19 protein-coding genes are annotated in these 16,272 nt (G+C 62.7%); 2 read left to right on the forward strand and 17 right to left on the reverse strand.

Annotated elements, in window-relative coordinates:
• Nucleotides 1-78: 78 nt before the first annotated feature.
• From D8W71_RS09760 to D8W71_RS27325, 6 genes are all read right to left on the reverse strand, one after another.
• Nucleotides 79-627, reverse strand: coding sequence for an RNA polymerase sigma factor (locus tag D8W71_RS09760; RefSeq protein WP_121113039.1), 549 nt, complete (start codon nt 625-627; stop codon nt 79-81).
• Nucleotides 628-775: 148 nt separating this feature from the next.
• Entirely contained in the window at nt 776-1,177 is a 402-nt protein-coding gene (locus tag D8W71_RS09765) for a hypothetical protein (protein ID WP_121113042.1), read from the reverse strand.
• Nucleotides 1,178-1,268: 91 nt separating this feature from the next.
• The gene (locus tag D8W71_RS09770) at nt 1,269-2,267 is read right to left on the reverse strand and encodes a C39 family peptidase (protein ID WP_236077817.1); all 999 of its coding nucleotides are present in this window, start codon (nt 2,265-2,267) and stop codon (nt 1,269-1,271) included.
• 47 nt (nt 2,268-2,314) lie between these two features.
• On the reverse strand, nt 2,315-3,283 hold the full coding sequence (locus tag D8W71_RS09775) for a hypothetical protein (RefSeq protein ID WP_236077818.1): 969 nt from the start codon (nt 3,281-3,283) through the stop codon (nt 2,315-2,317).
• A gap of 1,033 nt (nt 3,284-4,316) precedes the next feature.
• The gene (locus D8W71_RS09785) at nt 4,317-4,826 is read right to left on the reverse strand and encodes a hypothetical protein (protein WP_121113046.1); all 510 of its coding nucleotides are present in this window, start codon (nt 4,824-4,826) and stop codon (nt 4,317-4,319) included.
• Nucleotides 4,827-5,018: 192 nt separating this feature from the next.
• Entirely contained in the window at nt 5,019-5,732 is a 714-nt protein-coding gene (locus D8W71_RS27325) for a hypothetical protein (RefSeq protein ID WP_153275353.1), read from the reverse strand.
• A 652-nt stretch (nt 5,733-6,384) separates the two neighbouring features.
• Between D8W71_RS27325 and D8W71_RS09795 the strand changes: the two genes are divergently transcribed.
• The gene (locus D8W71_RS09795) at nt 6,385-7,362 is read left to right on the forward strand and encodes a squalene cyclase (protein ID WP_121113050.1); all 978 of its coding nucleotides are present in this window, start codon (nt 6,385-6,387) and stop codon (nt 7,360-7,362) included.
• 174 nt (nt 7,363-7,536) lie between these two features.
• On the opposite strand, the gene D8W71_RS27930 is transcribed toward D8W71_RS09795, so the two are convergent.
• The 9 genes from D8W71_RS27930 to D8W71_RS09835 form a co-directional block, all read right to left on the reverse strand.
• Nucleotides 7,537-7,716, reverse strand: a complete 180-nt coding sequence (locus D8W71_RS27930) for a hypothetical protein (protein WP_236078178.1) — start codon at nt 7,714-7,716, stop codon at nt 7,537-7,539.
• Between the two features lie 18 nt (nt 7,717-7,734).
• Nucleotides 7,735-8,034, reverse strand: coding sequence for a recombinase family protein (locus D8W71_RS27935; RefSeq protein ID WP_328588820.1), 300 nt, complete (start codon nt 8,032-8,034; stop codon nt 7,735-7,737).
• A gap of 176 nt (nt 8,035-8,210) precedes the next feature.
• Nucleotides 8,211-8,813, reverse strand: coding sequence for a hypothetical protein (locus D8W71_RS09805; protein ID WP_121113052.1), 603 nt, complete (start codon nt 8,811-8,813; stop codon nt 8,211-8,213).
• Nucleotides 8,810-9,244: a hypothetical protein gene (locus D8W71_RS09810; protein WP_153275354.1), complete on the reverse strand. Its 435-nt coding sequence runs from the start codon at nt 9,242-9,244 to the stop codon at nt 8,810-8,812. The genes D8W71_RS09805 and D8W71_RS09810 overlap by 4 nt, the downstream gene beginning before the upstream one ends.
• 182 nt (nt 9,245-9,426) lie before the next feature.
• Entirely contained in the window at nt 9,427-10,221 is a 795-nt protein-coding gene (locus D8W71_RS28400; RefSeq protein ID WP_153275355.1) for an RNA-directed DNA polymerase, read from the reverse strand.
• Nucleotides 10,222-10,226: 5 nt separating this feature from the next.
• Complete coding sequence (locus D8W71_RS09820) at nt 10,227-10,448, reverse strand: hypothetical protein (protein ID WP_153275356.1); 222 nt, start codon at nt 10,446-10,448, stop codon at nt 10,227-10,229.
• 400 nt (nt 10,449-10,848) lie between these two features.
• Nucleotides 10,849-12,741 (reverse strand): Hsp70 family protein, encoded by a 1,893-nt coding sequence (locus D8W71_RS09825; protein ID WP_161965435.1) that lies wholly within the window; start codon nt 12,739-12,741, stop codon nt 10,849-10,851.
• A 209-nt stretch (nt 12,742-12,950) separates the two neighbouring features.
• Entirely contained in the window at nt 12,951-13,322 is a 372-nt protein-coding gene (locus D8W71_RS09830; RefSeq protein ID WP_121113062.1) for a YccF domain-containing protein, read from the reverse strand.
• A 17-nt stretch (nt 13,323-13,339) separates the two neighbouring features.
• On the reverse strand, nt 13,340-13,558 hold the full coding sequence (locus D8W71_RS09835) for a hypothetical protein (protein WP_121113064.1): 219 nt from the start codon (nt 13,556-13,558) through the stop codon (nt 13,340-13,342).
• A gap of 146 nt (nt 13,559-13,704) precedes the next feature.
• Between D8W71_RS09835 and D8W71_RS09840 the strand changes: the two genes are divergently transcribed.
• Entirely contained in the window at nt 13,705-14,118 is a 414-nt protein-coding gene (locus D8W71_RS09840) for a cold-shock protein (RefSeq protein WP_201265374.1), read from the forward strand.
• Here D8W71_RS09840 and D8W71_RS09845 read toward each other — a convergent pair.
• Both D8W71_RS09845 and D8W71_RS09850 read right to left on the reverse strand, forming a co-directional pair.
• On the reverse strand, nt 14,115-14,639 hold the full coding sequence (locus tag D8W71_RS09845) for a DUF2771 family protein (RefSeq protein ID WP_121113068.1): 525 nt from the start codon (nt 14,637-14,639) through the stop codon (nt 14,115-14,117). The two genes, D8W71_RS09840 and D8W71_RS09845, sit on opposite strands and share 4 nt — an antisense overlap.
• Nucleotides 14,640-16,253, reverse strand: coding sequence for an MFS transporter (locus tag D8W71_RS09850; protein WP_236077820.1), 1,614 nt, complete (start codon nt 16,251-16,253; stop codon nt 14,640-14,642).
• Nucleotides 16,254-16,272: the final 19 nt, after the last annotated feature.

A 16,272-nucleotide genomic window follows, 5' to 3' on the forward strand; every position in this document is an offset into this window, starting at 1 on the left:
CGGCCCACACCCCAGCGCATGGGTGTGGGCCGGACGGCTTGGCGCGTTCCTATGTCCGTGTGCCCGGCAAGCCGATTGTCAGTGGAGGTCGGTACGGGGACCGAGCAGGACGGCGAGCTGTTTGCGCGCACGGTGGATGCGGGTCTTGACCGTCGCCACCGACACACCTTGATGCTCGGCGATGTCGGCGTAAGGCAGATCGGCGAATTCGGCGAGCACGATCGCGACGCGGAAGTCCTCGGGCAGCTCGTTCAAAGCTTGGTGAACGAGCGATGCGGTGACGAGACGGTCGTCGATTCGAGGCTGGTCGTGGCCGAGGTCGATGCCCGGCTCGTCGGTGGTGTCGTCGTCGAGGCTCGAGGTCGGCTTGCGGCGGCGTACGAGAGCGAGGGCGGCATTGACGGCGATGCGGTGCAGCCAGGTGTTGAAGCGCGCCTCGCCGCGAAACCTGTGCAGATTCTGCCAGGCGGCAGTGACGGTGTCCTGGAAGGCGTCTTCGGCATCGTGGGTGTTGCCGGTGATCTGCAGGCAGACATGCCACGCATTGGTGCGGTACCGGCCGACGAGGTCGGCGAATGCACGGTGATCACCGAGACGGCATGCCGCGATCAGCTCTGACTCGCTCATTCCACCCCCGATCGATGCTGCGAACCCCCGCCGTGTCCACCCCGGCGGAGAGATAGTACCCACCGGTAAGAACCCGGGCGGAGGTGAGCATGCCCGCGGCGGCACCGAGCTGCCACGACAGCGTTGCAGGGCCCAGCGGCGGGTTGCGTCAAAGCAGGTCGTCGCCCGGCTCGTCGAAGCGTTCGAGATCGATGTCGAGGTGGTCGCCGCTGTCGTCGCCCGATCCAGTGTCGTCGGGGGCGATCCCCAGGTCGGGCAGGAGCTCGTCGCTGTCTATGTCGCCGTCGGCGGGGTGAGGTGTGTCGTCGATCGCGTCGTCGTGCAGCTCTGTGTCGTCGTCGAGCGCGATGTCGTTGAGCATGGTGTCGTCCAGCACGAGGTCCTCGTCGTCAGGGACGAGGGGACGATCGTCCATCTCGGGGACGAGGTCGGAGTCGACGGTTGCATCTGGATCGAACGCGGCATCGAGGGCGCGGCTCCAGACCTCGTCGGGAAGCGGCGGCAAGTCGCCGGCGAGCTCACGCAGCAACGCCATGTGGTCGTCGGTCATCGTTCACCTCGCTCGCTACTGTTCGGTCGACTCGGCCGCGGGCTGAAAATGGTGCGCCCTGAGGTCCTGTGTGTCCATTGTGCCTGGTGGGTCACGAGCGTAGCGAGATGACCGTCGTTCTGGCCGTCCGCGTGTCGGACACGGGTGACGCCGTGGCGGTCGAGTCGGTGTCGGCCGGCATCAAGTCCGGATCCGAATCGTCGGCCACGAGCATCTGATTTCCGGAGTCGGCCCAGGCCTGCTCGAACTGCTCGATCGGAACCTCGAGCTGATTGCCGTTCGGTACTCCTGGGTCGGAGAGTACGACGACGCCGCGTGCATCGTCGATACCGGCGACGACAAGGACGTGGTCGGGGCGGTTGTCTTCGACGCCTTCGTGTTCGGGCTTCCAGATCTCTCCGGAGTCGACCATCGCGACGACGCCTTGCCCGTTGTCGAGGGCCGAGCGCAGATCGTCGAGAGACCCCGAGCTGATGGTGGCTGGGACACCTTGATCTTCGAGAAGGATCTCGATGTCGGGCAGCGTCATTCCGCCGGCAGGATCATCTCCGGCCATCAGGCCCAATTCGACTGCGCGGTCGACGAGATGCCGGGGATCGCTGATGTCGGCCTCGGTGTATTCGGCGACGAGTTGTCCGACGACCGCGGGGCCGCAGTACCCGTCGAGCTGTTGGTAGAACCAGTTGATTGTCCACTGCGCGGGGTTTCCGTGTACTGCGTCGGCGTCATCAGGTGGCGTAGAAGCATCTTCGGTGCCATCGGAATCAGCCCCCGAGGTATCAGCGCCCGAGGTGTCGGTGTCGGAGGTATCGATGTCGGGGGTGTCGATGTCGGACAGGTCTATGTCGAGTGCAGGGTTGCCCGTCGCCAGTACATCGGCTGCGGAGGATGCAGCCGGCTCGGGTCGTGTGTAGACGGCTTCGGGTTCGTGCTGGTCCTCGTGGTGGGGGCCGGCCGGTGCACCGATCAGCTCGGCGACTGCCATGCTGTCATCGGAGAAGTCCGCGGTGACCTGCGCTTCGACGCTCTCGTCGGTGAGATCGTCTGCGGCATCGGACGGCCACATCGCGGTCGTGTCGAACTCGTGCATCGGTCAGCCCCCTTTTCGATCGAAGGATGTCGTCGAGGAATGTTCGGTCAGAGGTCGCTCGGCGATTCGGCTGGATAAGTGCCGGCCTGCGCGTGGTAGTTGTCGTCGGCGGGAATGGCCGCTTCGAGGCTCTCGATGGTGCCGAGGTCTGTGTCGGCGCTGGTGGCCACGGTGTCGAAGTTGCCGTCGCCATCGCTGTCGAGCTCGCCCAGATCGAATCGGCCGTCACCGTCGGTGTCGACGAGGGTGGCGTTGGTGCGGCCGTCCGCATCGGAGTCGAGCATCGCGGTGTCGAACCGGCCGTTGCCGTCCGAGTCGATCAGCACCACGTCGGCCTCGCCGTCGCCGTTCGAATCGATCAGTGTTTCGGTGATCGCATTGCCCTCGATGGTGTCCTGGCGGACCGGAGCGCCACTGACTGGGTCGAGGAACGTCGCCAGGTCGACGTTGCCGTCGTCGTCGAGATCCTCGGCGACGCGGATGGTGCCGTCGGACTGCTGCGCTGCGGCCGTCTCGTAGGTGCCGTTCGAGTCGGTGTCCTGCTCGATCAAGGTGATCGTGCCGTCTTCGTTGTAGTGCGTGGTGGTGTCGATTCCGTCGACTCGTGAATGCGTCAGATCGATGAGACCGTCACCGTCCACGTCGCGCGGTGAGACGTAGTCGACCTGACCGTCCACTCCGATGGCGTCGTTGACCGTCGACGAGGTGGGTGCCTCGGCAGGGGGCACTGACTCCGATACGGTGGCCGAGGAGTCGCCGTAGGTCGCGGTCGACGGGTCGGCGGTCACCTCTGCCGATGCCGATGCCGATCCCGATGCCGGCTCGGACGCGGTAGCCGTGTTGTCGGACGTGATGCTGGCAGAGGAGATTTCGTTCAATTCGTCCTCCATCGCGTTGGTGATGGCATCGCTTTTCTCCTCGACACTCATGGTCGGATCGTTGGCGATCGCGTCGAGCTTCGCCTTGTACTCAGCGGAGTCGGTGCTGTCGTAGACGGTCTTGTCGTCGTTCTGCATGGCATGTCCTCTTTCGGGTGTGTCTTGAAAACTGCTCTCGTTGTTGCGGTCGATAGTTGGATGCACCCGGGCGGGCGAAAGGTTCCCGCCTGACTAAAAAGAATGTCGCGACCCGAGGAACAGTCATTGCGTGGTCGCGACTACGTCGTCGGTTCCGACGATGCACGGGTCGTCGAGGACATCACGCACTTGACCCTCGTTGGTTCTGGTCCGCCTAGAGGCAAGGGTCTTGGATTAGTTGCTGCCGTAGCGGCACCCAGAGATCGAGCCCCCCAATACACCAGCCGATGTCTATTTCGGCGAGCACGCCAGAACCAGCAGCTGTCCCCCGTGGGCTGCGGGCTCGCTGGAATTATTCTTGACGGCGACAGCGTGAACCCAGAACCCGTCACCCATCCATGACGACTAATCTCGGTTCGATCGAGCTAGGCGGCACACGCGTATGACCTCGACAACCTGGTATCGATATACCTACCCCGCGATCACCGCGGGCCCGATGGCCGGACGGAACGGGTGCCGATGCGCTCCACAGTCACACGTTATTCCTGGTTGTGGCGATGAGATGGATCCGTCGCCTCACTCGTCGGCGGCAAGTCGCGTACGTCCTCGTCGCCGTGGCCGTCGCTGGGCTCGAAAAGCCACCCCAGTAGTCACGCCGAGAAACTTCTCGTAACGACCCTCTAATTTCACCGCTCTCACGACCAAATGAATGGACACGTCGTTCACCAGAGCGGTGTGCGGACAGAGAAAAGGGACGACCATGATTCCATCGAGAATTACAGACACCAGTCTCGAAGACGCGAGCGCGATCGCCTTGGCAGAGCAGTTGGCGACCCGTGCAGGCTGTCTGGACACTGAGTGGGGCGGAATCTATCGTGCCGTCGAGAACGAACTCCTGTGTAGGCACGGCCACGCAGAATGGCCGCCGAAGCAGCGCGCGCGATAGGACTGTTGCCTCATGACCATGGCCCCGTGACCGATTTCGGTCACGGGGCCACCGTCTGGGGACTGCACTGCGTCACCGGCTGCGGATCTATCCGCGGATGACGATCTCGATTGCATCGACATCTACGTCGTACGTTCGCGCCAGACCGGCCTTCGCCTGCCGGATTGTCAACCCGGCGACCGCGATCGTCGGTGCTTGCGCACTCGTGGACTGGTCCTCGAACTTCTCGAACTTTGCACCGCGCAGATCTATCCCCAGATCGACCAACGTGGTGTAACGCACTGGATTTCGGTCACCCGTCCAGACGTTGGGAATGCTGATCCGGGCGTACTCGCTGAACTGAATCTTCCACCGGCTCGGTTCGCCGGCAGTCGCGGGAACGATCCGAGAGATCCGCCCAACCAAGAAGGCGCTGCCGTGATCTTCGGTGCCGTCCGCGTACGCCTCAACGTTGTGTGCGTTCTGCGTGCAGACCACGTAATGGCATTTCCTGGCCCGACCTGCATCCAGCTTCCACGACTGAGAGCCGCCCTCGCGCAGGATCGAGTCGAGGCTCTTGCCGGTGAACACTGCAACCGTGTCTTCGCTTGTCGTCATGCTGAAACCGTAGCAAACTATCCTCCTTGGTGGGAAGAAGTATGTATACTTTTACCGATACTTTGCCCTATACCGCCTGCTGGAACGCATGAATGTATACTGACTGACCTAACATTCACCCAGATTGCTTGTGCTGGCAGGGTGCGTGTCGTACGTGCCGAGGTGCTGTGGGCCATCTCCGGCAACGGTCAGTTACTCAGCAGGGCAGAACCACAGCGAGGCGTAGTCGACGAACTCACCCACTATCGTGTCTCGAGCGACAGCGCTGTCAGGCGCATTGCCCATTTCCTCCACTGACCGCGTCGGCCCTCCCTCTGTCAATTCGAGCAACGTTTGACGAGCCGGCTGACGCGCTTGCACGGCCAAATCCGAGTTGCCTACGTCCAAAATATTGCGGCGCAGGCCCTGAGAGGCGCCGCCGTCGTAGTTATCGCACAAGTTGGGGTGCATCACAACGAGCTGTCGACCGACCGAGGCTAGTGCCTCCGGTGATGTCTCACCGCACCAGTAACCGCCTCCATACACATTGTCTACCAGGTCAAACAGGAACGCGTCTTCGAGGTTGTACCCAGGTGCCGAAGGATTCTGCTCATAGTCGCTTGGTTCCCACTTGTACTCCGGCAGATCGCATGTAGGTGTCGGCATCCCGCCCGACGATTGCAGGCCATTCACGGCGGCCGCAGGATCAGATCCCCCGGGTGTATTGCCCGGCGATACTCGATCGGTACCGCAGCCGGTCAGCAATACGGCCAGTGCTGTACAAGCCAAGAGTGGAACCGATAGACCATATTTGCGCATGGGTATTGTGCTCCAGCTGTTACCTTGCGATGAACTCGTTGACATGAACGTGAGCAGCATATCCAGCGCGTATCCCAGGCACACCCGACAGAGTGCTTTTTCATTCATCCGAACGACGCGGATCCCAAGAGAGACTGACCTGCCGCTGACAGCAGCGTCGAAAGATCGAGGAACCAAGGCTCGCCGTCATGATAGAACGCGTGTTTTGCCTTTGCCTGCGCATTGAGATCCGAGAGCACTCCACGGCACCGAGATGGCTGCGCCGACCAGATCGGCCGCCGCCCTGCATCCGCCTGGCTGCTGGCCGGCCACCCTGCACGCGTTCCCCAAACTGAACGCCGAGCGCCGCACCGAAATTCATTGAGGGTAGAGCAGAACCGTTGCAGCAGAGCCGAACCTGTCGGTGGCACCCGTAATACTCGACATCATGCGAATCCGAACACTCCACGGACCTCACCAAATTCCTGACTCGCAAGACGCTGCCCAAGGGTGCCGGAAAGTGGATCACCGACATCGAGCACACGCCCACAGGCCCACCGCCAAGATCGGGCGTCTCACCCCAGTGGGCCGCTTCGAACGCCTCGACGATCGCCGCCGGAATTCAGCCGCGATCGCTGATCTCATAACCGTTGTCGGCTGCCCACCGAAGCGACGATGCCAGTCTCCGCGAACGCCGAGGACCTTATCTAGACCACACGGTGCATCGGAACACTCGGTGAGGAGACGGAATCGTCGTAGGTCTCGCTTAGAATCCGCTGCCATGACACCCGAGGTCCCGATTGCGTGGTTATTGGACTCCGATCCGGCATTGCGTTGGCAGGTCGAACGCGACGTTCTGCGCGAACCTGCAGTCGTCTGGGAAGCCACACGTGCACGTGTGGCCAGCGAAGGCTGGGGTATGGATGTTCTCGCACAACAGGATTCGGACGGACAATGGGCAGGTGGCGCGTTCTTCCCGGTGGATTACGATTTCGATTGCCCCGAGGCCGAAGGTGAAGGCATGCCGTGGACGGCAACAACGTGGACGCTCAATTCGCTGCGGGAATGGGGCCTTGATCCTGCGATCCTGCGCGAGCGTCGCACCGCCGAGTTGCTCGCTGAGAACAGCCGCTGGGAATACGAGAACTTGCCCTACTGGAGCGGCGAGGTCGACTGCTGCATCAACGCCTGGACCGTCGCCAACGGTGCGTGGCTCGGCGCTGACATCACCGGACTCATCGGCTGGTTCCTCGAGCATCGACTACCCGACGGAGGCTGGAACTGTGAGTGGGTGGAGGGCTCCACGCGTTCGTCGTTCCATTCGACGCTGAATTCACTTAAGGGACTGCTCGCCTACGAGGCCGCGACCGGTGGAACCGACGCCACCCGCGAAGCGCGGCATGCGGGTTCGGAATATCTCCTGCAGCGAAATCTTTGGCGTTCCCTCTCGACCGGGGAATCGGTTGGCCCGTGGGTCGATCGGTTCGCCTATCCCTTCCGTTGGACCTACAGCGCTCTCAACGCGGCGGATTATTTCCGCGAGGCCGCGCTATTCGACGGCATAAAGCCCGACTCGCGTATGAGCGAAGCCATCGAAATAATCCGTGCTGCAAGGCAACCCGATGGTACTTGGTTACAGGCTGGGCGCCAGCCTGGACGAGTGTGGTTCGAGACGGACGCACCTGCGGGCGAACCTTCGAGGTGGTTGACCTTGATTGGGACGAGGGTGCTCGCCTGGTGGCACTCCGAAGGCGGCTGACCGTCATCTGCGCCTTGGATGTTCGCACGGCCTTCTGCGCAGCCCCCCTGGCGAACCGCTAGACGTTCCTCGGCGCGTTTAAACTTCAGCTAGTCTCGACGAACAACGGACAGTTACAAGTGCGGCACATAAGATGCCCTCGATACCTTGGTCGGCCGCGATCTGCATCAACGCCTAGCTGTCTACACCGGAGATGTTCGGCGGCACCTGCACACCCTTCCCATCCGCCAGTGCAAGATCGTCGAGAATGCGTCGACGCTCGTGACGGACGTGACCTTGGCGGGCGGCCGACTTCCGACGACGGATCGGCCACGCCAACTCGCGGAACGACACCGCCGCCGCGTCACGACCCACGGCACCAGCTGTGCGGCGTTACCGTAGATCAGCTTGCCGCCCGACGTCGTTGTGTCGACCGACTCCGACAACGTCCGAAACCCGATACCGCCGGCTTCGGTATCCTCGACAGTCTGCAGTAGATGGGGGAGGGACCGCCCCCAATCTGTCGAGCCGCCGCACCACTAATGTCTCGCCGCGCCGAAGGTGCGAGAACAGGTGGGACAACTCAGGCCGCGACGTGGTCGCACCGCTCGCGGTCTCCACCCACACCCGCGAACATCCCGCAGCGCTCAGCGCGTCTCTCTGCGCGCCGACACTCTGCTCGGCCGTCGACACCCTCGCGTACCCCAAATGTCACTTTTAGAAGTCGCTGGCGCGGTTTGCTGGGGATTTAACCTTGGGCGCGCTCGTCTTCTGAAATTCTGTGTTCAGAAGTGGAGTGCACTGTCTGGCCAGGGCCATTGGTTGGGCTTGCTCAGGTATCAACCGCGAGTCTGTGCAGGTCGGGTGCATCAATGGGTGTTCCTGTAAATTCGTGTCACGGTCAGATCTAGATGTTCGATGAATTGTCGGCATGCCACCGCGGTGGCCACTACAACATGCTCGTCTACCTCGATACGATCGTCGACGGTTGGAGTAATGCCGACTGCTGCCAACTTGTTGAGAGTGCCTTGATTACGCTGTCGCGGAGTGAGTTTTCCCAGGCCATGAGCGATGGTGTTTCGAGCGTCTGTGTAACCGTGCATCCGGTTCCACTCGGCGTCACCGGCTTTAACGGTAAGACGTTTTTGGTACGTATTCGGGAAGTCGGCCCAGCCCGACAGTTCTTTGTCCAGTTGAGCTGTCCACGCGACTTGGACTTGCGACTCGTTACCTACCGCCCATGGTTCTGCTATTGCTCGGAGTGTTTCCGTGACGAACGCTTCCGCGATCGAGACCAGGCGTAGCAACGTGGCCTGGCGCTGTACCTGTTCACCGTCGAATCCGCCTCTGATGCGCGGTGCAATACGCGACGACGCCAAGGCGCTCGCAGATATCTCATGGGTCGCCAGGGTCTGGTTGATGAGTCGGCAGGAATCTTCCGCTGCCTGACTTACTACCGAGGGTGGGATCATGAGGGCCCTAGCATCAGACGGTCCAGAGCGCCGCCTGCGCAGTCCAACGCCTTTGGTTCGTCGACACGGGCAAGCCCCAGCAGCGCCAGCGGCCTCCACTGATCTGTCACCTTTCCGACTACGGCTGCAAGTTCGGTTGCATCACCAGCGTGAAGTCGACCGAGACTGTGTGCGGCTGTCGCGGCGAGAGCGTCGTTGTCCGCGTTCAGGCATTCGTGAAGCCATCTGGTGTAGTGGTTCTTGCCTAAAGAGCTGCCGTCACGCACCAGTGTCGTGGGACGTACCCTTCCGACTGCGTCGGCGATCCAAACTTTCTGCCATGTGCTCAATAGGTGCTTGTTCTCGAGGAGCTCATTGAGCGCAGTCCGCGCCTGGATCCTCGTATCCCCTCTGGGGATGGACGTTAGGTAAGCGACAAAGTCGGGGGTCAATCCAGGTTCCTGGCTCAAGAGGCGATCCAATGACGTAAGCGGCGAGTTGTCGTCCGCTCGGCCGAGAACCCGAAGGGCACGGGAAGCGAGTTTTCGTTTGGTGGCTGCGTCATAACGGGTGTCCGTCTCACCGGATGCCCACAGACCCCAGGCGCGTCGAGCGGCTCGGGTAACTCCTTCGCTCAGTTCGCTCGGTTCGCTATCTGTACCGGCCGTCGGGTGCTCAAGAGCTTTGTCTTCTGCTCGGCTGTCCGGCGGGTGTAGAAGAAGGGACTCCTCGGCGTCCGACACGGTGTCCTCTTCGTCGGTGTCTGAAATCTCTTCGTGTAGGGGGTGTCAGCACTGCCGTAGATACTTGTCGAGCTGAAGAATTGCGCGATCGCATCACCGTCCGCAGGAGTGTCTGGGTCGTCCCCAAGGAACATCTGGCGTTCTGCGTCGCGAAAGCGCGCAGCCCATAGTGCGTAGTTCTCACTCGTGAGAATGCGCGTCTTATCCTCATTGAGGACAAGACCGAGCCTGTACAGCTCCGCAGCACATTCTTCCAATGCGGCTCGGGCATCACCAAGAGTCGACGTCAATATCCGAAAGTCATCGGCGTAGCGCGTCACTTGGTACCCACGGCGCACGAGTGTGCGACGTACCACATCCAAGTGTGTATCTCCCAGGACGTCAGATACTGGACTCACCTGGGGCAGACCCACACGTCGGCCCATCACGTTCCCAAGAAAATCGACGAGGACATCGATTGCAGAACCGTCCCCCGTTTGGGCGATCAGTTCCTGCGCCAGGAGGTCGTGGTCGACGTAGACGTAGTAGGCCGAAACATCGAGGACCACGACATAGCCGGAGCGGTCGACCGCGTTCGGAGCCGCCTCGAACTCGCCGAACGTCTCTCGTTCTAGAAGATGCTGGGGAAGCCTGCCACTGATCCGAGTGACCAACGCTCGGTATAGGACCCTGTCGGACAACGTCATCACGCTTAAGGGGCGAGTTCCTCTACCAACCTTGTCGGCAAATATGACGTCGGCGCGGCTTCCGCGTGACCTCGATGACCGTATTTCTGCTCCAAGCAGGCGTTCGACATCGTCAATTGACCGTCGCTCCAGAAAAACAGATCTGGGGCGGGTGGCAGAAGGCCCGATTTCGACTTGAGTTCCTTCTCAATAGCGTCGCGGAATCCCAGCTCGTCGTAGATCGTCACATGGGAAGTGTGCCTCAAGTCCGACGACGACATTGGGTCGATCTGGTGGTTTCGACCAGGTGGTGACCCTAAACGACCTGGCCGACAACGTCGACGATGCGCCGCAAAGTAGGCGAGAACTCGTCAGATTGGCAATTTCCCGCGTAACCGGCTGAGTCGACCCGTGTGCGTCAGAGTGTGCATTTTGACCAATCGTCATACCGGACGGTGGTGAGCGGCCTCTGAGCGTCGAGTGACGTCGCGTTTCGTGCGGTAGTGGAGTCCATTAGAAGGTCCATTGGATTATTCCGGCTTCCCGTATCCGAACTCTGGACGTGCCGCCGCCTGCTGGGCGAAATAGCCGCACAGACAGCGCGAGTCCTGCAGCTCGTGAACGTTGTCGCCGAGAATCTTCGGATTACTAGTTGATCAGTCCTGCGCGGCTGAGGAAGGTCTTCGCGCCGTCGGCTCCTACCGCGTCGTAGTAGCCCACCATCACACCGGTCGCGCCGTTCGCGTAAGCGATGGAGTAAGCGCCGGTGATCTCTGCAGCGGACAGGTGTGCCGCGGCAGTGCGAGCGACGTTCTCCACGATCTGATTGTCGGCGGCCGCGGTGTCGTTCTGAATGCCCTGCCGGAGCCGCAGGACCTGCTTCTTCGCCTCACGGACGTCCACCGAGACCGTGATGTACGACGCCCCACTGTTCTCTTCGACTATCCCGCTCGTCAACGAGCTGTCCGCCGCGATCTGGCATTGCAGCGCCGCACCGGCGTTGTCGGTCTCTCCGATCTGTTTGCACTCCGAGAGCTCCGAGCGCAACGCAGGCGGAAGACCCGAGAGGACAGCCTCTTTCGTCGTCGGCGGTGTTTCGCCGGCATCTCCGCCTCCCGACGCTGCAGCCGGATCGACGCCCTCCGCCACACTCGAGCGCGGCCCCCCTGCAGTCGGGGCGTCCGAATCGCTGCCTCGATCTAGAACGAAGAATCCTGCCAAGGCTGCGATCGCCACGACCGCGACTGCGACACCCGCCATCACCAACTTCTTGTTCCCACCCGTAGTGGGGTCGGGGTGCGCAGGTGTTCCGGTCGGCGGACTCGGCCACTCGGCGACTGCCCTGGTAGGCGGGTTCGGCACCGCTGGACCCGGCCGTGTCGGCTGTGGTCCAGGAGTGTGTGTCGGGCTGTTGGTCGGGCCCTGCGGGCTGTTGGTCGGGCCCTGCGGGCTGTGGGCGATTGGTGCGGCTGCAGCCAATGCTCCCTGCGCCACAACAGTTTTCGGATCGTCCAGCGTTGCGATCGGTCCGAGGGGCCGCAGGCGTTCGTGTACTGCCGGGATCCTCGACGATCCGCCGGTGAGGTACAGGGCTTCGAGTTGGCCTGGATCGGTGATGCGGGCGTCGAGCAGCGTCGACCTGGCCAACTCGACTGCCTTGTCCAGAACCGGCGAGATCAGCTCCTCGAACTCGTCCCGGGTGATCTGGAAACGTTCGGTGCGTCCATCACCGGTGACTGCGATCGTCGCAGACGGTGCCTCCGACAGGAGTTCCTTCGCTCGGCGGATCGAGTCGTCGAGGGCGTACCGCGCGTCCAGAGGGGCCCGAGTGCGCAGAAAGTCCAGCAGGTCGGGGTCGCGGACATCGAGTTGTTGATCCACCCAGCGGCGCATGTGCGCGTCCAGATTCTTTCCGCCCAGTCCGTTGTCACCTCGGGCGGCGACGACGTCGAAGCTGCCACGACTGTTCGCTTCGAGCACCGCGACGTCGAGGGTGCCTCCGCCGAAGTCGAAGACGGCGATCTTCGTTCCCGGCGTCACCGTGTGCGCGCGGGTGTAATAGTGCGCGGCTGCACGCGGTTCGGACACCGTGGTCACCCGCGACGGATCGTGACCGAGCTGGGTCGCGGCGTCGCGCAACACCTGGATCTCGCGTCTCGACCACGCTTCGGGGTGCGTGAGAACCAACTTCGACGGCGCGGCACCGCCGTGGGCAGCCGTGGCACGTGCGATCACCGAAGCGAGGACAGCGGCCACGGGCACGGCCGCGGGGATGGTGTACCCGTTGACCGTCACCACCCCCTGTCCGATCGCGCGTTTCGGGGCCGGAATGAATGCGGCAGGGTTCGACTCGGCCCGGTCGGTGGCCACGTCGCCGACCGCAATGCGGTCCGGCGATTCGACGAACACCGACGACGACATCGTCGTGCGATTGTGCGAGAGGGTCAGCGCCTCCACCGCACCGCTGATCGGGCTCGTGTGCGCTGCAGCGGTGTTCGAGGTGCCGAAATCGATCGCGAGTACCCAATCGCGCGCAGCCATCACCGTCGAACCTCGTGGCGAGAGCCGAGCATGCATCCTCGGCATAACGCCGTCACAGAGCATCCGTACACAGTCCATCCACCCTTCTCGCATCGGCCGAGCATCGAGGTGCCCCGGCCGGGAAGGAATTTACCTCCACCGGTAGTTGGATGTTCCGGCCGTACAGAAAGGTTCCCGTGTCGTTCCACAATGCCGATGGTGCCCTGCCGTCAGGCGTCGACGATGTCCTTGCCGAGCGGCATGAGCGAGATCGGGATCATCTTGAGGTTGGCGACTGCAAGAGGGATGCCGATGATGGTGATCGCCATCGCGATCGCGGTAGCGATGTGCCCGATCGCGAGCCACACTCCGGCAACGATCAACCAGATGACGTTTCCGACGACCGAGGCCACACCTGAGGTGGGCCGCTCGACGACGGTTTTCCCGAACGGCCACAGCGCGTAGACGCCGATGCGGAACGAAGCGATGCCGAAGGGGATGGTGACGATGAGAATGCAACAGATGATGCCGGCGGCGAAATAGCCCAAGGCGAGCCACAGGCCGCCGAAGATCAACCAGATGACGTTCAGGATCAGTCTCATCGTCGCTTCCTTACTTCCTACCGCGCTCGTCGACCGGATATCAACGCAAACACTAGTGCCAGGACGAACCCGAGGGGAGCGGCAATCATCGCCGTCAGATACAGCCACAGGGGTGGCTCGTTTCCACCGACGGCAGGAACGAGAAAAATTGCCGCGATGGCGAGGATGCCTGCCCCGAACAGCGTCAGCGCACTACGCAGAAGGAAGGAATTGGTCCGGTGTCGTCGATCGGTCACGACGTCAACGGTAGTCGCGCCGAAAACCGAGGTGCTTCGGACCTCTCCCGCGCGGTAGACTGTCGTATTCGCGTCCTGCCGAGTTGTGCGGGGCGCGAAATTTTGTGCCAGCAAGACCAAACGAGACAAATGGACGGGTGAGCGCAGTGCCTACCGGCAAGGTGAAGTGGTACGACGTCGACAAGGGATTCGGCTTTCTCGCGCAGGAGGAGGGTGAGGACGTCTATGTGCGTTCGTCTGCACTCCCCGCGGGTGTCGAAGGCCTCAAGGCGGGCCAGCGCGTCGAATTCGGCATGGCTGCAGGACGGCGTGGGCCGCAGGCGCTGAGCCTCAAGGTGATCGAACCTGCTCCCACCGTGCGTCAGAACACCGCGAACCGCCGCGAGCCCGTCGAGCGCAAGCACACCCCAGATGAGCTGCACGGCATGGTCGAGGACATGATCACGCTGCTCGAGGCGACCATCCAGCCGGAGCTGCGCAAGGGCAAGTACCCGGATCGCAAGACGGCGCAGAAGATCTCCGAGGTCGTCCGCGCCGTGGCTCGCGAGCTCGACAGCTAGCTCCCCTGACGCTGACTCGTGGCGATCGACCAGATCGCGTGGCTGATGATCTCTTCCTGCTGAGTGCCGGCGTCGATCACTCCCGACGGAAGCCGGATCTCGACGCCGAGGAGCGCACGTCCTTCGGCGTCGACAGGCTCGACCGTCAGGCCCAGCTTTTCGTCGGGTAGGTACAGCGTGTCCGTCTCCACGGCGTCGCCGCCGTCGTTCGAATACACGGCGGCGACGATCCACGGCGCCGACGTGATCTCCGTCGGGAGGGAGAGCTGCAGCGGATATCCCTTGCGGACCGGAACGCTGGAGCTGGTGCCGTCGTTCTCGCACAGCGGCGCGTCGACGGGACAGTACAAGTACGGCTCGACCGTGACGCTCCTGCCGTCGGCGAACGCGGTGATCGTGGGCCGGTGCGTCGGAGCGTTCTGGATCAGCACGGCGAGAACGGCGACGAACGCCACCGCCAGCACGACGAGGCCGGCGGTTCCGATGGCCAGTATCTTCTTGGTCTTCGGTGCGAGGTTCACTTAGCTCACGTTCTGTCGAGTTCGGGAGTCGGGAACTTCCTGGTCTGCGTGATCGGGGCGGTTGCCGCCGAACCCTGGGAGCAGTGACCGACCGCGGTAGGTCAGGAAGGTTTGTGCGAGACCGATAGTAAGCACTACCGACACGGCCGTGAAACCGATCCAGAACTCCGTCGGCAGCAGCACACCCATCGTGCCGCCGAGGACCCAGCAGAGCTGGAGGACGGTCTCGGATCGTCCGAAGCCCGACGCGATCGATTCGGGCGGTAGGTCCGACTGCAGCGACGCGTCGAGCGACACCTTGGCCAACGCGCTCGCGCAGGACGCGACGAGAGCGGCGAGTGCCGCGGTGAGCAAGCTGTCGGTGATCGCGGCGACTATGGCGATGAACGTCACCGCTGATGTGCACCGCAGCACGACGATTGCCGGCTTACCCAGCTTCAACCGCGCGCCGGACGCGTTGCCTGCGAAATTTCCGATCGCTGCCGCCGCGCCGACGAGGCCGAGCATGGCGGCCTGCTTGATCGGCTCGTGCTCGGTCTGCGCTTTCGCGACGAATGCCACGTAGAGCGTCAGGAACCCGGTCAGCACGCGGATGGTTCCGTTGCCCCACAGCCCGATGATGACGGCTTTGCCGAGAGGTTGGCGTCGAGACTTCGCCGGCGCGGTAGTCGGTCCTCCAGGCCTGATGACCTCGGTTTGGGCATCGTCGCCGTGGTAGCTGAGTGTGGCGGGAACCTCTCCCTCGGTGACCTCGACCCACGACGGAATGCGCATGCTCAGCCATGCACCGAACACGGTGACAGCTGCGACGAACCACAATGCACCGGGCGAATCGGCGACGAACGCGATGCCTGCTGCGATGCCACCGGCCACGATGGTCCCGCCGAGCAGCCCGAAGACGGTCAGCCGCGAGTTGACGCGGACAAGGTCTATCTCCGGCGGCAGCACCCTCGGGGTCACGGCACTCTTGAGTACGGCAAACGACTTGCTGAGCACCAACATCCCGAGGGCAGCGGGATAGAGCAGCCACGTGTCGAAGTTGAAGACCAGCACCACCGCGAGCACGGTACGCAGCAGGAACGAGACCGCCAGGGCGATACGACGTCCGTGCTGAAGGCGATCGAGCATCGGTCCGATGAGCGGGGCGATCAGCGCGAACGGAGCAATGGTGATGACGAGGTACAGCGCGACCTTCATCTTGTCCTCACCTGTGGCGGCAGAGAAGAACAACGTGTTCGCCAGCGCTACGGCGATGGCCGCGTCGGATGCGAAATTGGCCATCGTTGCGTAAGTCAGTGCGGTGAGGCCGGACTTGTCCGCGCCGTCGGCCTTCGCGGCACGCTGGAACGTCGCTATGCCCTTGCCTGTGAGTTCACGGCTTCGCATCGCCGCGACGCGTGTGACCGTCAACTTGCGGGGCATCGGCGGTGGCTTGGGACCCTGAGGTTTCTCGGGGGATGAACCGGATGCAGAGGTGGACGCGATAGGCGTTGTGGGCGGATGCAACGGGGGCAACGGGGTGCGCCTGGCAGGCACATGCTCACTCGGCGGGTAGTTGCCGAACCCTGGATGGTCCTCACCCGTGGGGGCGTCGGAGTCACGGGAATCGGTCACGAGTTCAATTCTGCTCTAC

Source organism: Rhodococcus sp. P1Y (genome assembly GCF_003641205.1).
GTDB lineage: Bacteria > Actinomycetota > Actinomycetes > Mycobacteriales > Mycobacteriaceae > Rhodococcoides.